This is a genomic window from Catenulispora rubra (assembly GCF_015356825.1).
GTDB lineage: Bacteria > Actinomycetota > Actinomycetes > Streptomycetales > Catenulisporaceae > Catenulispora > Catenulispora rubra.
This window is the reverse complement of the sequence record NZ_JAACYW010000059.1, coordinates 31,676-48,895: the sequence shown is the minus strand read 5'-3', so window position 1 is coordinate 48,895 and position 17,220 is coordinate 31,676. Positions and strand designations below refer to the sequence as shown.

The 17,220-nt window shown below is 68.0% G+C and carries 19 protein-coding genes and 1 pseudogene; 8 read left to right on the top strand and 12 right to left on the bottom strand.

Annotation, left to right across the window (positions count from 1 at the left end; genetic code table 11):
* The coding region (locus tag GWK61_RS60815; protein WP_369125592.1) for a transposase at positions 1-167 on the bottom strand (167 nt) is incomplete at its 3' end.
* A gap of 67 nt (positions 168-234) precedes the next feature.
* Positions 235-393: pseudogene (locus GWK61_RS60810) on the bottom strand (transposase); the annotation flags it as partial.
* A 256-nt stretch (positions 394-649) separates the two neighbouring features.
* Here GWK61_RS60810 and GWK61_RS18810 point away from each other — a divergent pair.
* A complete protein-coding gene (locus tag GWK61_RS18810; RefSeq protein ID WP_194909759.1) occupies positions 650-1,087 on the top strand; it encodes a hypothetical protein in 438 nt (145 codons plus the stop codon).
* A 50-nt stretch (positions 1,088-1,137) separates the two neighbouring features.
* Here the strand turns inward: GWK61_RS18810 and GWK61_RS18805 are convergent, their stop codons facing one another.
* From GWK61_RS18805 to GWK61_RS18760, 10 genes are all read right to left on the bottom strand, one after another.
* A complete protein-coding gene (locus GWK61_RS18805) occupies positions 1,138-1,608 on the bottom strand; it encodes a transposase (RefSeq protein ID WP_194909757.1) in 471 nt (156 codons plus the stop codon).
* 291 nt (positions 1,609-1,899) lie between these two features.
* Complete coding sequence (locus GWK61_RS18800; protein WP_194909755.1) at positions 1,900-2,115, bottom strand: hypothetical protein; 216 nt, start codon at positions 2,113-2,115, stop codon at positions 1,900-1,902.
* Positions 2,116-2,169: 54 nt separating this feature from the next.
* Positions 2,170-2,952, bottom strand: coding sequence for an antibiotic biosynthesis monooxygenase (locus GWK61_RS18795; RefSeq protein ID WP_194909753.1), 783 nt, complete (start codon positions 2,950-2,952; stop codon positions 2,170-2,172).
* Between the two features lie 2 nt (positions 2,953-2,954).
* Positions 2,955-3,815, bottom strand: coding sequence for an amidohydrolase family protein (locus tag GWK61_RS18790; protein ID WP_228562538.1), 861 nt, complete (start codon positions 3,813-3,815; stop codon positions 2,955-2,957).
* Positions 3,816-3,860: 45 nt separating this feature from the next.
* The gene (locus GWK61_RS18785; RefSeq protein WP_194909750.1) at positions 3,861-4,103 is read right to left on the bottom strand and encodes a hypothetical protein; all 243 of its coding nucleotides are present in this window, start codon (positions 4,101-4,103) and stop codon (positions 3,861-3,863) included.
* 100 nt (positions 4,104-4,203) lie between these two features.
* Positions 4,204-5,205 carry a C40 family peptidase gene (locus tag GWK61_RS18780; RefSeq protein WP_194909749.1) on the bottom strand — a complete coding sequence of 334 codons (1,002 nt, stop codon included), beginning with the start codon at positions 5,203-5,205 and terminating at the stop codon, positions 4,204-4,206.
* A gap of 13 nt (positions 5,206-5,218) precedes the next feature.
* Positions 5,219-6,445 carry a cytochrome P450 family protein gene (locus GWK61_RS18775; protein WP_323747632.1) on the bottom strand — a complete coding sequence of 409 codons (1,227 nt, stop codon included), beginning with the start codon at positions 6,443-6,445 and terminating at the stop codon, positions 5,219-5,221.
* Positions 6,442-7,689 (bottom strand): MAB_1171c family putative transporter, encoded by a 1,248-nt coding sequence (locus GWK61_RS18770; protein ID WP_194909747.1) that lies wholly within the window; start codon positions 7,687-7,689, stop codon positions 6,442-6,444. The genes GWK61_RS18775 and GWK61_RS18770 overlap by 4 nt, the downstream gene beginning before the upstream one ends.
* Positions 7,686-8,210, bottom strand: a complete 525-nt coding sequence (locus GWK61_RS18765) for a hypothetical protein (protein WP_194909745.1) — start codon at positions 8,208-8,210, stop codon at positions 7,686-7,688. The genes GWK61_RS18770 and GWK61_RS18765 overlap by 4 nt, the downstream gene beginning before the upstream one ends.
* Positions 8,211-8,274: 64 nt before the next feature.
* The gene (locus GWK61_RS18760; protein ID WP_194909744.1) at positions 8,275-8,805 is read right to left on the bottom strand and encodes a helix-turn-helix domain-containing protein; all 531 of its coding nucleotides are present in this window, start codon (positions 8,803-8,805) and stop codon (positions 8,275-8,277) included.
* 241 nt (positions 8,806-9,046) lie between these two features.
* On the opposite strand from GWK61_RS18760, the gene GWK61_RS18755 reads away from it, so the two are divergent.
* The 7 genes from GWK61_RS18755 (at position 9,047) to GWK61_RS18725 (ending at position 17,204) form a co-directional block, all read left to right on the top strand.
* A complete protein-coding gene (locus GWK61_RS18755) occupies positions 9,047-9,364 on the top strand; it encodes a hypothetical protein (protein WP_194909741.1) in 318 nt (105 codons plus the stop codon).
* A 44-nt stretch (positions 9,365-9,408) separates the two neighbouring features.
* The gene (locus GWK61_RS18750) at positions 9,409-10,122 is read left to right on the top strand and encodes a DUF8175 domain-containg protein (protein ID WP_194909739.1); all 714 of its coding nucleotides are present in this window, start codon (positions 9,409-9,411) and stop codon (positions 10,120-10,122) included.
* Positions 10,122-11,480, top strand: a complete 1,359-nt coding sequence (locus tag GWK61_RS18745; RefSeq protein WP_194909736.1) for a hypothetical protein — start codon at positions 10,122-10,124, stop codon at positions 11,478-11,480. Before GWK61_RS18750 ends, GWK61_RS18745 begins: the two co-directional genes overlap by 1 nt.
* A 5-nt stretch (positions 11,481-11,485) precedes the next feature.
* Entirely contained in the window at positions 11,486-13,012 is a 1,527-nt protein-coding gene (locus tag GWK61_RS18740; protein WP_194909765.1) for an SCO6880 family protein, read from the top strand.
* 5 nt (positions 13,013-13,017) lie between these two features.
* Positions 13,018-14,538 (top strand): putative type IV secretion/conjugal transfer ATPase, encoded by a 1,521-nt coding sequence (locus GWK61_RS18735; protein WP_194909734.1) that lies wholly within the window; start codon positions 13,018-13,020, stop codon positions 14,536-14,538.
* Between the two features lie 21 nt (positions 14,539-14,559).
* Positions 14,560-16,392: a type IV secretory system conjugative DNA transfer family protein gene (locus GWK61_RS18730; protein WP_194909732.1), complete on the top strand. Its 1,833-nt coding sequence runs from the start codon at positions 14,560-14,562 to the stop codon at positions 16,390-16,392.
* Positions 16,393-16,583: 191 nt separating this feature from the next.
* Positions 16,584-17,204 (top strand): hypothetical protein, encoded by a 621-nt coding sequence (locus tag GWK61_RS18725; RefSeq protein ID WP_194909727.1) that lies wholly within the window; start codon positions 16,584-16,586, stop codon positions 17,202-17,204.
* Positions 17,205-17,220: the final 16 nt, after the last annotated feature.

Here is a 17,220-nt window from a genome sequence, read left to right as displayed (position 1 = left end):
GGTGGGTCGTAGGCGAACAGGCGGATGATGTTGGTGTCGGCGGCGGTGAGGACGTGTTGGACGTGTGTCTTGGCGAGTCCTCGGTAGCGGCAGTGCCGCAGGCCGTGGGCGTGGACGGTTTCTGAGACGGTGGCCTCGCAGCCAGCTCGGATCGCGAAGCGGTCCATCCTCCCCGGGGGTTTCCTGCTCGGCGCGGGTGCGGGTCTGGATCTGCTGGAGAGGGTGGGACAGCAGGGTCAGATGACGGCCCTTGCCGTCGGCGTTGCCGTGGCAGGCCAGCCGGTCGGCGCAGGCGCGGCAGTCCGCTCGCGGGAACGGTACGGATATGGCTGGGTGTCCGTCGCTGCTGGTGGACTTCCACGGTGGGCTGACGACACCGTTGGGGCAGGTCACGGTCTGGGTGTCCCAGCCGATGGTGAAGTCGGCTTTGGTGAAGCCTGGGTGCTTGGCCGTCTGTGGATCGACTCGGACTGGCCCGACTAGTGCGATGGCGTAGTGCTCGGCGGCGTCGCGGATCGCAGTCGGGGTTGTGTGGCTGGCGTCGACGAAGTGCTCCGTTGGACGCAGCCCGGACAGAGTCAAGCCGTCGTGGATCCGGTCTAGGGCATCGATGTCCTGGACCGGCGCGGGGGTGGTCACCACTCGCACGATGACGTTCGCGCCGATGCCGTCGCACGTCTCGCCTCTGGTGGTCGCGGTAGTCGATCCACGACTTCTGGCCGGATGCGGTGAGCTTTTGGCAGTAGCGGGCTTCCTGATCGTGCGGCGTGACGATCTCCGCGCTGGCCCAGGGAACCCGCGCGGTTGCCGGATCCGGCCGGCCTTGGGCATCTGCCCGGCCGGCATCCCGGCGCGGCATGGTTCGCCGCGACAGCCTCTCCTTGGTGTCCTTCGGACCCCGCCAGGCCAAGGTCCCCTGATCATCGATCCAGTACTGCTGCATCCATACTCTGCGCAGCACCTGCACGGCTGGGAGGTTACGAAGCTGCGGTGGGGCATCGTCGCCGTGAACCGCATCCAGGACCGCCATACCGTCAGCGCCGACCTGCAGCACGAACGCGGCCAACTCGGTTTTGTCCTTCGGTAGCCGGTCGTAGCGGACCGGGCGCCCATAGCGCCGCCCCCAATCGGCGTCGATCACACCGCGCAGGAACGCCTCCGCGGCCACAGCCAGCTCCTCCAGCGCCGCGCGCGCAGGGTCTCGGCCACCGGCTCAGGGCGGTTCAGCGTCCGTACTGCGGCCAGCACGTGCGTAGAGTCTGTCCGTACCCGACCACGGGTCTTCAACAACCCGGCTTCGACCAGCCGCTCCACCATAAAGGCCAGCAACTGATCGGCACGATCGCCTTCGGCCAACCGATCCCGGAACTCCGACAGGACCGAGTAGTCGAATCCCTGAGCACCTAGCGACATACCCAGGCAGTATTTCCAGTCGATACGGCACGACACGGCAAAGGCCGCCTGCCGGTCGGTGAGGTTCTCCGCGAACTTCAGCACCGACACCAAAGCCAACACCGCAGGTGATAGCCCAGGACGACCATCGACCGGGAACCAGTCCACGAAGTCTTCGTCGGTGAACAGCCCGTCCAGCCGATCCCGGATCCACATCGCCGGCGTGCCCTTCGGGTTACTCGCCCGCGCAGCCCGTACCGTCTCCGCCGGAATCCGCCGCCCCAACCCACGCCCAGCAGATATAGTCATGGCCCTTCGCACCGGCCCCAGCACTACCAGCCAAGCACCAAACCCGGGATCAGACACGTCACCGCCACAAAACGCCAGACCTCGTAGATCACCAACAGCATCCGGAATATGAGCCAGATCCAGCGGGAGCCGTCCGAGCCACGAGGTCGAGGGGCTGCTGTCGGTAGGTGCTGAGCGGCACGTGGGGATCGTCGGGGCTCATTGTTCGGGTACCTTCTTCAGCGCGGCCCGGACCGCGCTGCGCACCTGGTTGTTCGGGTCGTTGGCCAGGGCACGGCGCAGGTTTCCGACCAACGATGGCCCGGGCGCAAACGGCGCGATCCGTCCTGCAACACGCTGATCGCGCCGGTGATCGAGCCCATCAGCGCAAAACGGCGTGCCGCTGTTGAACAGCAGGTCGCCTGTGATCAGCACACGGCGGTCGGGTATCTGGACGCACGAGTCGTTGGTGGTGCGCGGGTAGCTCGGTCAGTTGGCGGGCGTGAGTAGTTGTGCCTGCGGGGGCCAGTCGACGATGGATCCGGCGGCTTCCTTGAACGCGTGCATGTGCGCGGTCTTGTGGTGGGCGGCCATGGCGGCCGGGCTGGCCCACTGCTCGTAGACCACGAGCGTGTTCGGCTCGTCCTTCGCCTGGTGGATCAGGTAGGTGAGGCAGCCGTCCTCTTGGCGGGTGGCTTGTGCCACCGACTGCATCAGGTCTCGTACTTCGTCTGCGTGGCCGGGGAGGGCCTTGAGCGTGGCGACGGCGCAGACGGTGGTGTCCTGCTGGGCGGTCGCCTCCGGTGTGATGGGGCCGGTGCCGAGCCAGGGGGAGTCGAATTCGACGGCTGATTCGCCGAGGCCGTGGGGCTGCTTGGTGTAGAACCGCAGGCGCAGGCCGTCGGGGTCGGGGACCACCAGCAGCCAGCCCACCAACGCCACGATCGGCGGTGAGTGGGTGGTGCCGCGGGCGTCCAGGTGAGCGATCCAGGCGTCCAGTGCGGGTCGGTCTTCGACGGTCAAGGTGAGGAGGTCGTAGCCCCGCAGCGCGGCTGCGGTCGCCGGGTCCAGACGCAGTTCGACGCGTCCGGCGATTCCGGGGATGTCGAGGATCACTGCGAACAGGGTGCCGTCGGGCCGGCGGTGGTCCAGGTCGGTGAGTCGGCGGGCGCCGAGGACGTCGCGGTACCACTGGGTGCTGCGTTCCAGGTCGGTGACCGGCAGCTTGATGTGGTGGATGCCCGCGTGGGCGGGGGTGCCGGAGGCGTTCATGATCAGACCAACTCCTGTGTGGGTATCCGGGCGGACCGGTCGACGGGGACGCCGCCGCGCCAGATCGTGGTGATGCCGCGCAGCGCGGTGATGTCGTTGACGGGATCGCCGTCGACGAGCAGCAGGTCGGCGCGCAGTCCCGGGGCGATGCGGCCCCGGTCGTGCAGGCCGAACGCGTCCGCGGGGGCTGCTGTCGCCGCGGTCAGGGCCTCGGCCGGGGTGAGGCCGGCTTCGACCAGCAGGCCCAGTTCGCCGTGGTAGCTGATGCCGTGCGTGGTCGGGTGGTCCCCGCCGGTGCCGTCCGTTCCGGCCAGGATCGGGACCCCGAGCCGGAACATCCGCACGGACGCGTCGGCGGCGTGGGAGGTGTGGACCGCCAGTGGCCCCATCCGGCGGCCGGGTTCGATCGCGCGGATCCGGTCCAGGCTCGCCAGCCATTCCGGATCGGCGTAGGGCCGAAGCCTGGGGTCCTGGGCCAGCTCGAACTCCGGGGCATGCGGGCTCATCCCGGCCAGGGGGGTCAGCGTGGCCACCACGATGCTGCCCGCGGCGGCCGCGGCCTCGATCAGGTCCTGGTCGCAGGGGACGTCCGACGGCGGGTGGGCCAGGATGTCGACGCCGCAGGCGATGGCCTGCCGCGTCGCGTTCCGGGTCCAGGTGTGAGCCGCGGTGCGCAAGCCGCGGGCGTGTGCCGCGGCCACCAGCGCGACCACCGTTTCCTCGGACATGGTGGGCATGGGCCGGCTGGCCACGGTGCCGTCCTCGATGAAGATCTTGAGGTGGTCGGCGCCGTCGGCGATCCGGTCCGCCACGAAAGCGTCGGCGTGGTCCGGGCCCTCGACAAGACCAGTTAGCGCCGACAGCGCGGCTGCGGGCTGACCTACGCCGCGATCACACAGACAGGGCCTCTAGGCATCCAGGCTTCGGCGGAACTTCCGCAACGTGATCTGATACCCGCGCACCGTGGAGAACGCCTTCGGCGTGACCCCCGACCGCAACGAAGCCGTGAACGCCTCAACTTCCCCAGGCGTCCACTGCAACGGGTACTGCCCGGTGAACTCGAAGAGCCTTCGGATCAGACCCAGCCACGGCCCGATCGTCGTCTCTCGCAGAAACCGCGACAGTTGCTGCCGTTCCCACCCGGACAGCATCGCTTCGAAGACCGCGGAGCCGGATCCAGATGAGCCGCCCCAGCCAAGTCAGCCTGCCGCTTGTCGGTCACCTCCGTTGCATTCGATGCAATAGAGGCCATTAAATCTCACGGCGGATCGAGACGAGATTGTCCTTCCAATAACCCTGCAATGAGCTCAACTGGACTGTCAGCCCGCTGTGCGGTGCCTCCACCAAGATCCCTTGGCCCAGGTACATACCGACGTGTCCTGGCGCCGTGACGGTTCCGTCCGATCCCGGGACGAACAGCAGGTCGCCGGGCCGCAGTTGGTTGGTGTCGTAGACCGGTGAGCCGACGGTGGACTGTGCGATGCTGCCGCGCGGGATCGCGATGCCTGCGGAGCGGTAGGCCATCATCATCAGGCCAGAGCAGTCCCAGCCGTCGGGGCCGGTTCCACCCCAGATGTACGGCTTGCCGACTTGCGCCAGGGCGAAGCTGATGGCTGCGACTATGGGCGCGGGGACGCCAGCCGGGATGTGGTAGCCGGCGGCGTTGGCGGCCGCCGTGGCGACGGCGATGTCGCTCGAATCCTCCGGCGTGCAGTTTCGGCCGCCGGTGAAGGCGGCGGCGAGGGCCTGGGCCTCGTCCTCCCATTTCGCGTAGGCGTCGGGGAAGCTGCTGCGCTGGACGGCTTGGGCGGCGTCGGTGGTGGACATTGAGCGCCAGCCTGGGACTTGGAGCAGTCTGCTGTAGAACTGCTGGGCGGCATATGTCGGGGTGAGGATCTGTGCGGGGCTGCCCCAGCCTTGGGACGGGCGTTGCTGGAACAGCCCCAGGCTGTCTCGGTCTCCGTAGTTGAGGTTCTGGAGGCTAGATTCTTGGAGTGCGGTGGCTATGGCGATCGCCTCGCCGGGGGTCGGGACGCCCATGTTGAGGCCTACCTGGGCGATGATCTGGGCGTTCGCCAGTTGTGCACCGCTCAGGTTTCCGGTGCGGGCCGAGTCCTCGCGGAAGCCGGCTGTGCATATGGAGTTCGTAGTCGAGTCGGGTGTGGTGATGATGGCCCCTGCTACGGCGGCGACTGCGGCGACGGCGAGCAGGGGCGCGGATATCGCGGCGATTATGGAGGGCTTGACGGACATTGTGCTCTCCTCATCAGGCGGGCTGTGCCGTGAAGGTGACGGGCAGCGCGGTGACGGCGTGCTGGCGGTGGTCTGGCTTCCAGGGCAGCTCGCTCTCAGGGATGGCGAGCGCGAGATTCGGCAGTCGGTGGATCGCGGTCCACAAGGCGGTGCGTACTTCCATGCGTGCGAGCGGGGCGCCGAGGCAGTAGTGCGGTCCGTGGCCGAAGCCGAGGTGTCCGTTGGCGGTCCGGTCGAGGTCGATGTCGTCGGGGTTGGTGATGTACTGCGGGTCGCGGTTGGCTGAGCCGATCGCGAGCAGGACGGTCTCGCCGGCGGGGACGATTCGCTCGCCGATCTTCAGGTCTTCGAGGGGGAAACGCCGGATGGCGGTGAGCATGGGTCCGTCGCGGCGCAGCAGTTCCTCGACGAGTGCGGCCATGTGGGGTGTGTGCGGATCGGTTTCCGCACGGACGAGATCCGCTAGCCGTGGTTCGGTGAGCACGGTCGCGATGCTGTTGGAGATCAGGTGCACCGTGGTCTCGAAGCCGGCCCACAGAATGAGGAACGCCAGCGACATCAGCTCGTTCTCGCTCAGCCGGTCGTCGCCGTCGCGTGCGGCGATCATCGCGGTGAGTAGGTCGTCGGCCGGCTCGGCGCGCTTGCGCTCGATCAGATCGACCAGGCACTTGTGCATACCGGTGACGAGTTCGCGGGTGGAGGGCCGATTCGGATCGTTCGGCGTCATCAGCGATCGGGTGTAGGCCTGGAACGCGGCGCCGTCTGACTCCGGGATCCCGAGCAGGTCGCAGATGACGACCACGGGCGTCGGGACGGCGAGCGCGTCGACGAGGTCGGCGCGGCCATTCGGGGCGATCGCGTCGATCAGCCGGGCGACGGCCGCCTGGACGTGCTCGCGCTGCGCCTCGACGCGGCGCGGGGTGAAAGCAGAGGAAACCAGGCGACGAAGCCTCGCGTGTGCCTCGTCATCGACGTTCATCAGGTGCTCGTCGAGCGCCGGCGGCAGGCCGAAGCCCTGGTAGCCGTGGCGGGAGTTGCGCGTCTCGATGGACATGCGCGGGTCGGAGAGCAGCGCCTTGACGTCGGCGTAGCGGCTGATCACCCAGACTGCCCCGCCGCTGGGCTTGACTGCCTGGTGGGCGCCGCCGGCCTCCCGCAGTTGTGCGTACGCGTCGTACGGGCAGCCGGACAGATGCGGCGCCATTTCGATCGGCTCGGTGAAGGGCAGGTCGATGCTCACGCGATACCTCCGGTGGGGGTCAGGTCGGTGTCGACGAGCTCGTCAGGCATCGCCGACCGCTTGGTGAAGTGCTTGGTGACCTTCAGAAGCCACTTCAGCTCGGCGTCGAGGTCGGCGGGGGAGTTTCCGGCAGTGGGTGACGCGGGGCGGTCGCCGTGGGTTGCGGCTTCACGGGCGTCGAGCGCGGCATGGATCTGTTCGGCGGTGACCGCGGCGTCCAAGTTGTCGCCCACGAGACCGCGGCCGGCGAAAAGTGTGTGAACGCGCTCGGCGTATGCGGGGTCCTGGTATGGCCGGAGCGTGAGGATCCCATCGCGGATCTCCACGACGCGTCGCGCAACGTGGTACTCCACATCGCCGAGCACGCGTGTTGCGGTGCGCATTCTGCCCCAGACGCTCCCGGAACCAGGGCCTCGCGGGTCATCGAAGGCGATGGAGGAGTCCAGCGCGTAGAAGCCTGCCCACAGCGGGCGCAACCGGATGTAGGCGGTCAGGCGCCGAGACCGTTGGGCGAGTGCGGAGATGCGCGGTCCCCACCAGTGCAGGGTCAGGCCGATCATGACGAGGAGCGCGCCGAGTCCGGCACCGACTTCGGCGACGTTCTCCCAGAGCGAGATGTCCACGTCGGTGAGAGCCGCAGCGATGTCTGCGAACCGCGTAATGCTGTAGAACAGCCCGATCGCCGCACCGACGCTCGCGGTGATCAAACCGGTGCGGAGCCAGCTGCGGCTCATCACCTTCGAGTACCGGCGGCACAGGCGGATGACCTCGACCTCGGCGGTCGTGTACGTCGTCAGGTAGATGAAGAGGTAGGTGTCGTACTCGATTGACCCGCCGTACCAGTCCTTGAACGACTGCTGGAGATGGTGCGTGGAGTCGCTGTGCACGAACAGCGCGATCATCGCGGTGAGCACCACAGCGACGATCGAGACCGTGACTTTGACGCGGCGCCGCGCCCGATCCGGGGTGTACGACCACAGCTGAAGCAGTGCGAGCTGGCTGGCGCTGTAACACACGACCAGGCACATCGTGATGAGCGTGTTCGACTCGGGCAGGCCGGTCCAGCCATCGGTGCGGTTCCAGATCGTCGACCAACCGGCGGTGAAGATCAGCGCGAAGGACAGATAGAGGAACCAGGCCGCGAGGCGTGCCGGCTCCTTGAGGATGGCAGGGAAGCGTTTGAGACTGGACAGCACGACCGTCCAGGCGAACAGCGCGACCAGCGGGTACAAGGTCGTGTTCATCGTTCACCTCGCGAGAGGGAGGTCGTGATGCGTGCGATGACCTCATCAGCGTTGGGATCCGTGGCGCGTGGTACTTCCCGAAGCGGTTGGCGACCGATTCGGCGCAGGATCAGGGTCGCGATGAGCTCGGCCTCGAACTCGTCGTCCTCGGCGTAGGAGTCGCGGCCGAGTACGCGGAAGACATCGCTGACCTTTGCGCCGGCCGCGATGGTCCGCGCCAGGTCGGTGCCGAGCTCCTTGCCGGGCACGTGGGCACGCAGGATGTGCCCGATCTCGTGGAAGACGATGTGCTGTTGGTGCAGCAGCGAGGTGTCCTCTTCATAGAAGACGTAGTCGGCTTTGGCCGTTCTCATCCAGGCGCCGCAGAGCCCGCCGATCACCATCGAGTGCGACATCAGAACGAGGCTTCGGCCGATGTGTCGGCCAAGGCGCAGACAGAAGTCCTCAAGGTCGAACGGGACGGGCAGGTCTAGGTCGGCGACCAGCGCGGAGCACTCGCGGCGCGACTGGTCCCGGTTCACCGCAGGTCACCCGGGGCCGGCGACAGCGCGAGTTCGCGCAGTGGAGCGGACCTGCAATTGAGCCTTACTCGTCCGTGTTCGAGGGCGATTCGGCCGGAGGCAGTCCTTCGACCTCGCGTACGCGGTCGATCATGCTCAAGACCAGCTTGACGCTCTCCGGCGGCAGGCCGACCGTGCGCATGGCCACGTCCTGGACTCCGGCGTGCTGGAGTGCGGCGACCAGCTTGAGCTGCTCGTTCGTCTCCTCGGTGTCCTCGTGCTCGTCGAAGTACGACAACGGCACCCCGAAGAACTTCGCAAGACCCTGGATCGCGTCCATCATCGGGTTCGTTCTGACCCCGTTGACCAGCTGTGACAGGTAACCGACCGAGATCGAAGCTCCGCCGGTGGCCTCGATCGCCCGGATGGCCTCCCGGTAGGAGTACTTCTTGCCGTCGGGCTTGCGCTTGTTCTCGAACAGGTACTGCAGCCGCTCGGCGATGACGCCCGGGTCGGCCGTGCTGTGCTGCGGCGGCTGCTCGTCGGGTGGAGTCGGTTTGTCGGTCGCAGCAGGCGTCGCCGGCTCCTCGCCCGCTCCCTTGGCCTGCTTGCTCATCGACTGTCCCTTCTCGGCGGGCCGGCTGCCCGAATGCTGTCCGCTCAGGTGAACACTGCTGGGTCATTTCAGCTTACCTCGTTCGCTCCGGTTGACGGGTCCGATATAGCACAGCTTATGGTGGTTTCATGCTGTTCGCAGAGATGAACAGTTGGCCCCGCATCAGAAGGCCCTTCGAGATGCGCCGGCCGGATCGCGAGGCGCTTGGCCTCGCCAACCACCTAAGGAGCAGGTGAAAGTCATGATCGGGATTTCCATTCAGCAAGCCGTCGGTCAGTTGCTCAGTCACGCCGCCGGCGTGATCCCCGACCCGCCGCCGGCGGCGCCGGTGGGATCGGGCGCGATCGGCACCTTGTTCTCGTGGCTCAAATGGGGTGCTCTGACCTGCTGTGCAGGGGCTGCTGTCACCGGCGGTTGCATGATCGCTCTCGGCAACACGTCGCGGAGGGCTGAGATGGCCGAGCGCGGGAAGGTCACGCTGTTCAGCTCCGTCATCGGCGCGGTCGTGGTCGCGCTGGCGGTCACGCTGGTCACCGCTTCGTACGGCTTGGGCTCCTAGGCCCGCACCCGATCACAGGCGTATCGCCACCACCAGGAGTCACAATGCGTAACCCTATCGGCGCAAAGCGCCATTTCCCGGGAGCCTTCGCCGTCGGTGTCCTGCTGGTCATCGGGGTCGTCACGGTTCCGCTCGTCGTCCATCGCGGACACGCCAGACCGACGCACGCGGTCCCCTCGACGAACCAGCCTTCTGTCACAGTCCCATCGGGCGCGGTTTCCGTGGTTCACGGCGCGCGTGTGGTCGACGGCGTCGAGGTCGGCTTTCCGCACACGGTCGTCGGCGCGGTCAGCGCGGCGTCGGAGTACGTCGACTCGGCGGCGTCCACGCTCGATCCGGACTACGCGGCGGCGGTGATGCGCGCCGCCGGCGACCCGGCCAACACGGACCTGCCAAGGAACCTCGCTTCGAGCATCACCAAGCTGCGGTCCGATTTGCAGCTGCCTTCTGCGGGACCGCTGGTTCCGCCGGTGACGTTCCAGACCACAGCACAGATGTACCAGCTGCGGAACGTCGCAGCGGACAACGTCCTGGTGCTCCTGCTCACCGACAGTACGTTCGTCAACCAGCGAGGCGGGACTGGCCAGACTACCGGCGTATTCCCAGTTCAGATGCGGTGGATCGCGGGGGACTGGAAGATCGGGACCATTGGCCGTACCGGCCAGGACTACTCCGCACTGGCTGCCGCTCCGGACACCCAAGCCGCTGTGAGCCACGGCTGGCTCGCCCTCGTCCCCGCCGCCGGCGGTGCGTCGTGATGGCCGCGGGAGCGGTCTTCGAACCGCCTGGGTCGGGCCCCGGATGTCTGGATGGAGACATCGGCCAGTGTCTGACCGATGTTGCTGCGCTGCCGGGCAAGGCGGCCGGCGCCGTCGCCTCCGGAGCTGAATCCGCAGTCGGTGATGTCGCCAGCTCGGCGTGGGACTCGATCTGCCACTCCTTCGCCGACGCTTTCACCTCGATGCTGAAGTGGTTCGGGGGCGTGTTCGCCTCGATGCCCGATCCAGATCTCGGCTCCATCCACGGCGTGTATGCGATCAGCCTGACGCTCGGGATGATCGTCGCGACGTGCCTGGTGATCCTGCAGGCGGGTTCTGTGGTGTGGACCCGCTCGGGCGCGCCGCTCGCCCAGGCACTGATCGGGCTGCCGAAAGCGGTGCTGGCCTCGCTGCTCACCCTCGCCGTCTCCGCTCAGATCATGGCGGCCTCCGACGACCTGGCGAAGTGGATCGTGTCGGCCACCGGCACCGACATGACGGGGGCCACTCAGCGGCTGACCAGTTTGCTTGCGCTCACTGCGCCTACGGGGCCTGCGATTCCGTCGGTGTTGCTGCTGCTGTTCGGCCTGATCGGTATCGGCGTCGTGCTGGTGTTGTGGCTCGAACTCGTGCTGCGCAATGCCGCGTTCTGTGTCCTCGTGGCAACCGCGCCGATCGGTGCGGCAGGCCAGATCGGTTCCTCGACCACGGAGTGGTGGCGCAAGCTCGTCAAGGCCGGCACCCAGCTGGCCATGGTCAAGCCGGTCATCGCACTTGTTTTCGCTATCGGCCTCGACACCTCTGGAAACGCGACCGGCATCACCGGGGTGATCTCTGGGATGGCGGTGCTCTTCATGGCTGTATTCGCCTGGCCCGCCATCGCGCGTCTGTTTACCTTCACCTCGGTCACGATGGGCGGCGCGATGGGTGCGGGCGCGGTGGTCGGGGCGGTCGCCAACCGCACAGCCGGTGGTGGGCCGGGCGTCGATCCGGCTGCGTTCGGTCAGTTCTCCGAGCGGCAGGCCATGTCGGCCAACGCCGCACGGGGCGCTGGGGCTGGCGCGGTCGGTCGCGCGGGAATCGGTGCGGCCTCCGGGCCCGCAGGAGTCGCGGTCGCTGCGGTGCAAGCGCTGCACAAGACGATCAACGCGGTGGCCTCGCGAATGGAGCAGCAGGCCGGCTACGCAGGGCTGGAGGGCGCCAATCCCTCGGCGTACCCCGCTGGATACCCGATGTACGGCTCCGTCCGCATGCCACGCGGCGCCATCTCTTCTCGTTCAAGCGGCTCCACTGGCGAAGCATCGGACTCTGCAACCGGGGCGCCGACCAGCAAGGCCACGAACAACGGAAAGGCGTGATCGATATGGACTCACGTGTTCCTGCCCGAACCTACGTCGGCTGGCAGCACGAGAAGGTGCACTTCCTACTCGGGCTCTCTGGCCGCCGCGCCGCCCTCGTCGGAGCTGCCGTCTTCTTCGGCCTGCAACCACTCGCCTCGGGCAACCTCGCCGGCGCCATCGTGTTCTGGCCGCTCGCCGTCCTGCTCGCCGGATGCGCCTACGTGCACGTGGCGGGCCGCACGCTCGACGAATGGGTGACTACCGTGGCCTCATTCAGCCTTCTGAGGCTCCGCCACAAGACCGAATTCTTGTCCGGTGCCTTCGCCCCAGAGCACGGTCTCGAGCCTGCCCGCTTGGACCTGCCAGGTGTGCTCGCGCCCCTGCGGATCCTCGCGGCTCAAGACGGCGTGGGCAAGGAGATCGCGGTTCTGCATCACCCGCACGCATGTACGTATACGGCGGTGGCCTTGGTCGACCCGGGCGGGTTGGGTCTGCTCGATACGGATCGGGCCGAGGCGATGGTCCAGGCTTGGGGCGAAGTGCTTGCCTCGCTGTGCACCGAGGAACAGCCGATCACCCGGCTCCAGTTCGTCTCGCGCACCGTCCCGGAGACCGGGGGAGCACTGCGTTCCTGGCACACCGCCCACCTCGATCCCGCCGCTCCGCTCGCTTCGGTCATGGCGAACGAGACGCTGCTCGCCGCGACTCCGGCCACGTGCCGACGCCAGATGTGGCTGGCGATCTCCCTTGACGCCAGACGCGCCTTGACTGCGATACGTGCGGCAGGCGGCGGCGACAAGGGTGCCTTCCGGGTCCTCGGGCAGCAAGCACGGGCACTGAATCCTCAGCTCGCTGGCGCGGGCATTACGATCCCGCGTTGGCTGGACACAGCGGAGCTCTCAGAAGCCATTCGCACCGGTTTCGACCCACACGCGGTGGCCCTGCTCGACCAGCGCCGCGCAGAGGCAGACGAGCAGATCGGCCACGGGGGCATGGCCGTTGTCCCGGCTGGCCTCGACCCGGCGGCCGCGGGCCCGGTGGCGGCGGAGAACTCGTGGTCGTCGTACCGACACGACGGCGCGGTCTCGGTGACCTACTCGATCCACGCCTGGCCGATTTCCCCCGTCTACGCGACCGCGCTGGCGTCGCTCCTGGCCGACGCGACCCACAGGCGCTCGTTCTCGTTCGTCATCGAGCCGCTCGGGCCGCGGGCCGCGCAGAAGGCGGTGATGGTCGAGCGCACGAAGCGCGAGGTCGGCATCAGGCTGCGCGCCCGTACCGGTCAGGCCGTCTCCGCCTCCGAGCAGGTGGCACTCGACCGGGCCGCGGCGCAGGACGCCGAGCACGCGCACGGGTCCGGCCTGTGCCGCTTCACCGGCTACCTCACGGTGACGGTCGACGACCCGAGCGAGCTGCCGGACGCTTGCGCGCAGGCAGAAGCTGGCGCCGCTCTCATCGGGATCGAGCTGCGGCGGATGTATGGCGCGCAGGACACCGGCTTCGCCATGACCCTCCCCGTCGGTCTCGGCCTGCCGGCGAAGCGGTGGTGACCGCGATGCGCACCGCAGTGACCAGGCGCCGTCAGCCCGCCGCGGCTACGAGTCTTCCCGCCGTCGCCATCACCGAGCTTCGACCGCTCGTCCCCGCCGCTCCTCCTGCTGCGGCTCCCGTCGGAGACGGGCCGGACACGCGAAGTTCTCCGGGCAGGGCTCCGCGGCGCGGGATCAACCGGCCGTACTCCGGCCGTGCTGTCCTCGCTCCTCAGCCTCGGGTCTATCGAGCCGCGACCGCGCAGCTCGCCGGGCTCTACCCGTTTCTCTACGGCGGAGGCGTTCCTGCGGTCGGACCCTACGTCGGCACGAACCTGCTCACCGGCGCGGCCTTCTCCTGCCATCCGATCGCCTGGCTCAACCACGGACTGATCACCAACCCCAACGTGCTGTTCACCGGCATACCCGGGGCAGGGAAGTCGGCATACATCAAGGCCCTGTCTCTGCGGCTGATGTCCTACGGCGTCAAGACGCTCGTCCTCGGCGACCTGAAGAACGAGTACAAGGAACTCGCGCACGGGCTCGGCGTGGAGCCTGTGCAGCTTGGTCCAGGACTCCCCGCCCGGCTCAACCCCCTCGACGCCGGCCCACTGGGTGAAGACCTGCCCAGCGATCCCGTCGAGTTGGAGGAGCGCCTGGCCGAGATTCACCGTCGACGGCTCACGCTGCTCAACGCACTGCTGTCGACGAAGCTCGGCCGCCCGCTCACCCCGACGGAGGAGGCCGCCATCTCCCTGGCCATCCACGAGGCGACAGGCCAGGCCGACGGAGCCACCACACTGATCGATCCGACCTTGCCGCTGGTCTGGGCAGTGCTCCGAGACCCCACCGACGAGATGGCGCGCGACCTACGGGTACGCGGTGGGGACGCCGAAGAACTCCGCGACATGGTCCGGCCGGTCGCTGATGCGCTCCGCGCGATGGTCCACGGCTCGCTCTCGGGCCTGTTCGACGGACCGACCACCGTCGCCCTCGACTTCACCGCACCGATCCAGACCGTCGATCTCTCCCGCCTCGACGGTCGTGGAGACGAGACGATCGCGATGACCCTCGCGTGCGTCTCGTCCTGGGGCCAGTCCGCGATCGACGATCCGGCGGGCCCGGTGCGCCTGGTCGTGCGCGACGAGCTGTGGCGCGCGATGCGGATTCCCGCGATGGTGCGCAAGCTCGACGGCGACCTGCGTCTGTCCCGCGCCACCGGCACGATCCAGGTCCTCGCCACGCACAGGCTGGCTGACTTCGAGACCGTCGGCGCCGCCGGCAGCCCGGAAGCGGCTATCGCGGCGAACCTCATCGCCAGCTGTGACGTGCGTGTGTGCCTGGCCCAGGACGTTGCTCCGCTCGCCATGACCCGCGACGCCATCGGGCTCACCGGCCCCGAATGCTCGCACATCGCCTCCTGGGGCGCGGCGCACATCGGCCACGCCCTGTGGAAGGTCGGTCGGCATCACTCGGCCGCGGTTCGTCTGGAGCTGACACCGCTTGAGCGCGAGTGGTTCTACACCAACCAGCGGATGTCCGCCTAGACGGAAGGAGGCTGGTTCGTGATGGCTACGCGTTCCGCTGGCCCTTCTCCGGCCCGGTACCTGGTGCATGACGCCAAGGACTTCGTCATCGTGCTCGCCGTCGGACTCTGCATGGTCGCTGGAGCCGGAACCTGGCTGTGGGGCGAGGCGGCCGGGTTGTTGGCGCACGGCGTCGCGCCCCGCGTCCCGCCTGCGCGGAGTCTGTCGATCGTGCTGCACCTGGCCGAGCACCTGCGTGACCCGCGTACGGCTTGGCCGGCTGACGCGGCTGCGATCCTTCCGGGACCTGTGCTCTTCTACTGCGCCGGCCTTCTCCTGTTCGCCGCCGGCGCCGGGCTGACTGTCGTCGGCGCTCGCGTGTGGGTGAGGTTCAGACGACGCGACGACGGATTCGCAACGCGCAGGGACCTCACGGTCCACCTGGCTGCATCGGCGGTCACCAAGCGCGGGCCGGTGGTACGCCCGAGCCTGAGGAAGACACCGTTCGGGCTGGCCGACGTCGGGCTGCCGCTCGGCCACTCCATCCCGGAGAAGGTGAAGCTGGCGGTCTCCACCGAGGACTCCGTCGTTGTGATCGCTGCTCCCCGGCAGGGCAAGTCCTCGCAGGTGGTGATCCCCTGGGTGCACAGCTGGCCCGGCCCCGCGCTGGTGACTTCGATGCGGATGGACGTGCTGCTGGCCACCGCGGCGTTGCGGGGCCGACGAGGACCGGTCGCGGTCATGGCTCCGACCGGGATGACGTTGTGGCCCTCCATAGTCCGGTGGTCGCCTACTTCCGGCTGTAAGAACCTGGACAAAGCTCGTCAGCGCGCCGAGGTGATGGTCACCGTCGGGCGCAGCGAGCAGCAGGACTCGTCGAACGCCGGGTACTTCGGCGCCAACGCCACCAACCTGCTCACCCTGTGGCTGCACGCTGCGGCGCTCGCCAGCCGCTCGATGCTCGACGTGCTCACGTGGTCGCTCAACGACCGGGACGACACCCCGGTCAAGCTCCTACGCGATCACCCGGGTGCGGCACCCGGCAGCGCTCAGCTGCTGGATGGCCTTTACCGGACGCCGCCGGAGACCAAGTCCGGCTTGTGGACCACGGTGCAGACCGCGCTCGCTCCGTTGCTCTCGCCGACCGCGCAGGCCACGTTCTGCCCGGAGACCGAGTCCGAGGGCTTCGACCTGGAGTCCTTCCTGCGCTCGCAGGGGACCGTCTACCTTCTGGTCGAAAGGAAGCAGGCCAGCGCTCTGGCTCCGCTGATCGCAGTGTTCGTCGACGAGCTGATCGAGACCGCGAAGCGCATCGCGGACACGATGCCCGGCGGGCGACTTGACCCGCCGCTCGGTCTGTTCCTCGACGAGATCGCCAACGTTGTCCCGCTCCCGTCGTTGCCCGACTTGATGTCGTTCGCCGGCGGCTCCGGAATCTTCATCGCCGCCATCCTCCAGTCCCGTGCCCAGGCTGAAGCCCGCTGGGGTCCAGAGCAGGCAGCGATGCTCTGGGGAGCCGCCACCGTCAAGCTCATCCTCGGCGGTCTGTCCGGCAACGAATTGCGTGACCTCTCGGAGAATCTGGTCGGCGAGTACGACCGGCACATGACCACCTACCAGCGTTCGGACGACGGCTCGATCACGACCGGGACGTCGATCCAGCAGCACAAGACCATGACGGCCGAGGACATCCGCACGCTCAGTTCCGCCGAGCGGGAGGCGCTCGTCATCCACGCCACCACTCCAGCGGTGAAGATCCGGATGACCCGCCACTACGAGGGCCCCGACGCGGCGCTGTATGCCCAGGCGGAGAAGGACGCATACGCCACACTCGCTGGCCTCTCCGTGACCGCGATGAAGGAGCGGATCCCGTGAGCGGGTTCGACGAGCGCTATGCTGCACCGCCTTCAGTAGCCCCGAGCGCCGGCCGCCGGATCCGTGGCAGGCCTCGGCAGACCGCCAGCCGCCTCAGTCGCAAACCGCGAGGCGGGTCGGACGCCGCGGGACCTGGCGTGGGTCCGCCCGGAGCAAATGGTGCTCACGCGCCCCTGACTGAGTGGCACGCGATGACCGAGCCGGAGTACACGCTGGCCTGGGAGGAGCTGCGCACCTGGACTGCGTGGCTCGTCGGCCGCTACCGCCTGGTGCTCGAAGACCGGCTTCCCGACTGCTGGCCATGGCATCCCGAACTGATCGAAGAGCTCTGGGCGCTGCGTGCATGGCGGGCGGAAGCATACGGTCCCGAGGGCGCCGGTCAGTCTGCCGTCTACTGGCATCAGGCCTTTGTCGCCTTCCTCGGGCACGTCTCCATCTGGTGGGCCGGTGGCTGCCGTGCGGGCCACACGAACCCGGACACAGACCTCAGTCCTGAGCGAATCCGCGGGTGGGCGGACGCGGATCCCTTGGTCGGCGTTCCGCAGCTCCTACGGCCGACCCCAACCGAGCAAGGAGTGATCACCATGCCGGAACTCAACATCATCACCGCGGCGCAGATGCGCGCCTTGACCGACGCCGGCCTGGCCCACCCGCACCACGAGAGCATCGCCGCCTTCACCTTCTACGACGGATCCTGGTGGGCCTTCGCGCCACGCGAGGACGACGACGAAGACGCGCTGTGGTTCCGCGCCGACGACGTGGACCTCGCCTTCGATCACACCTTCAGCTCCCAGCCTGTCGCCACCGACTGACACACGAAACCGAAAG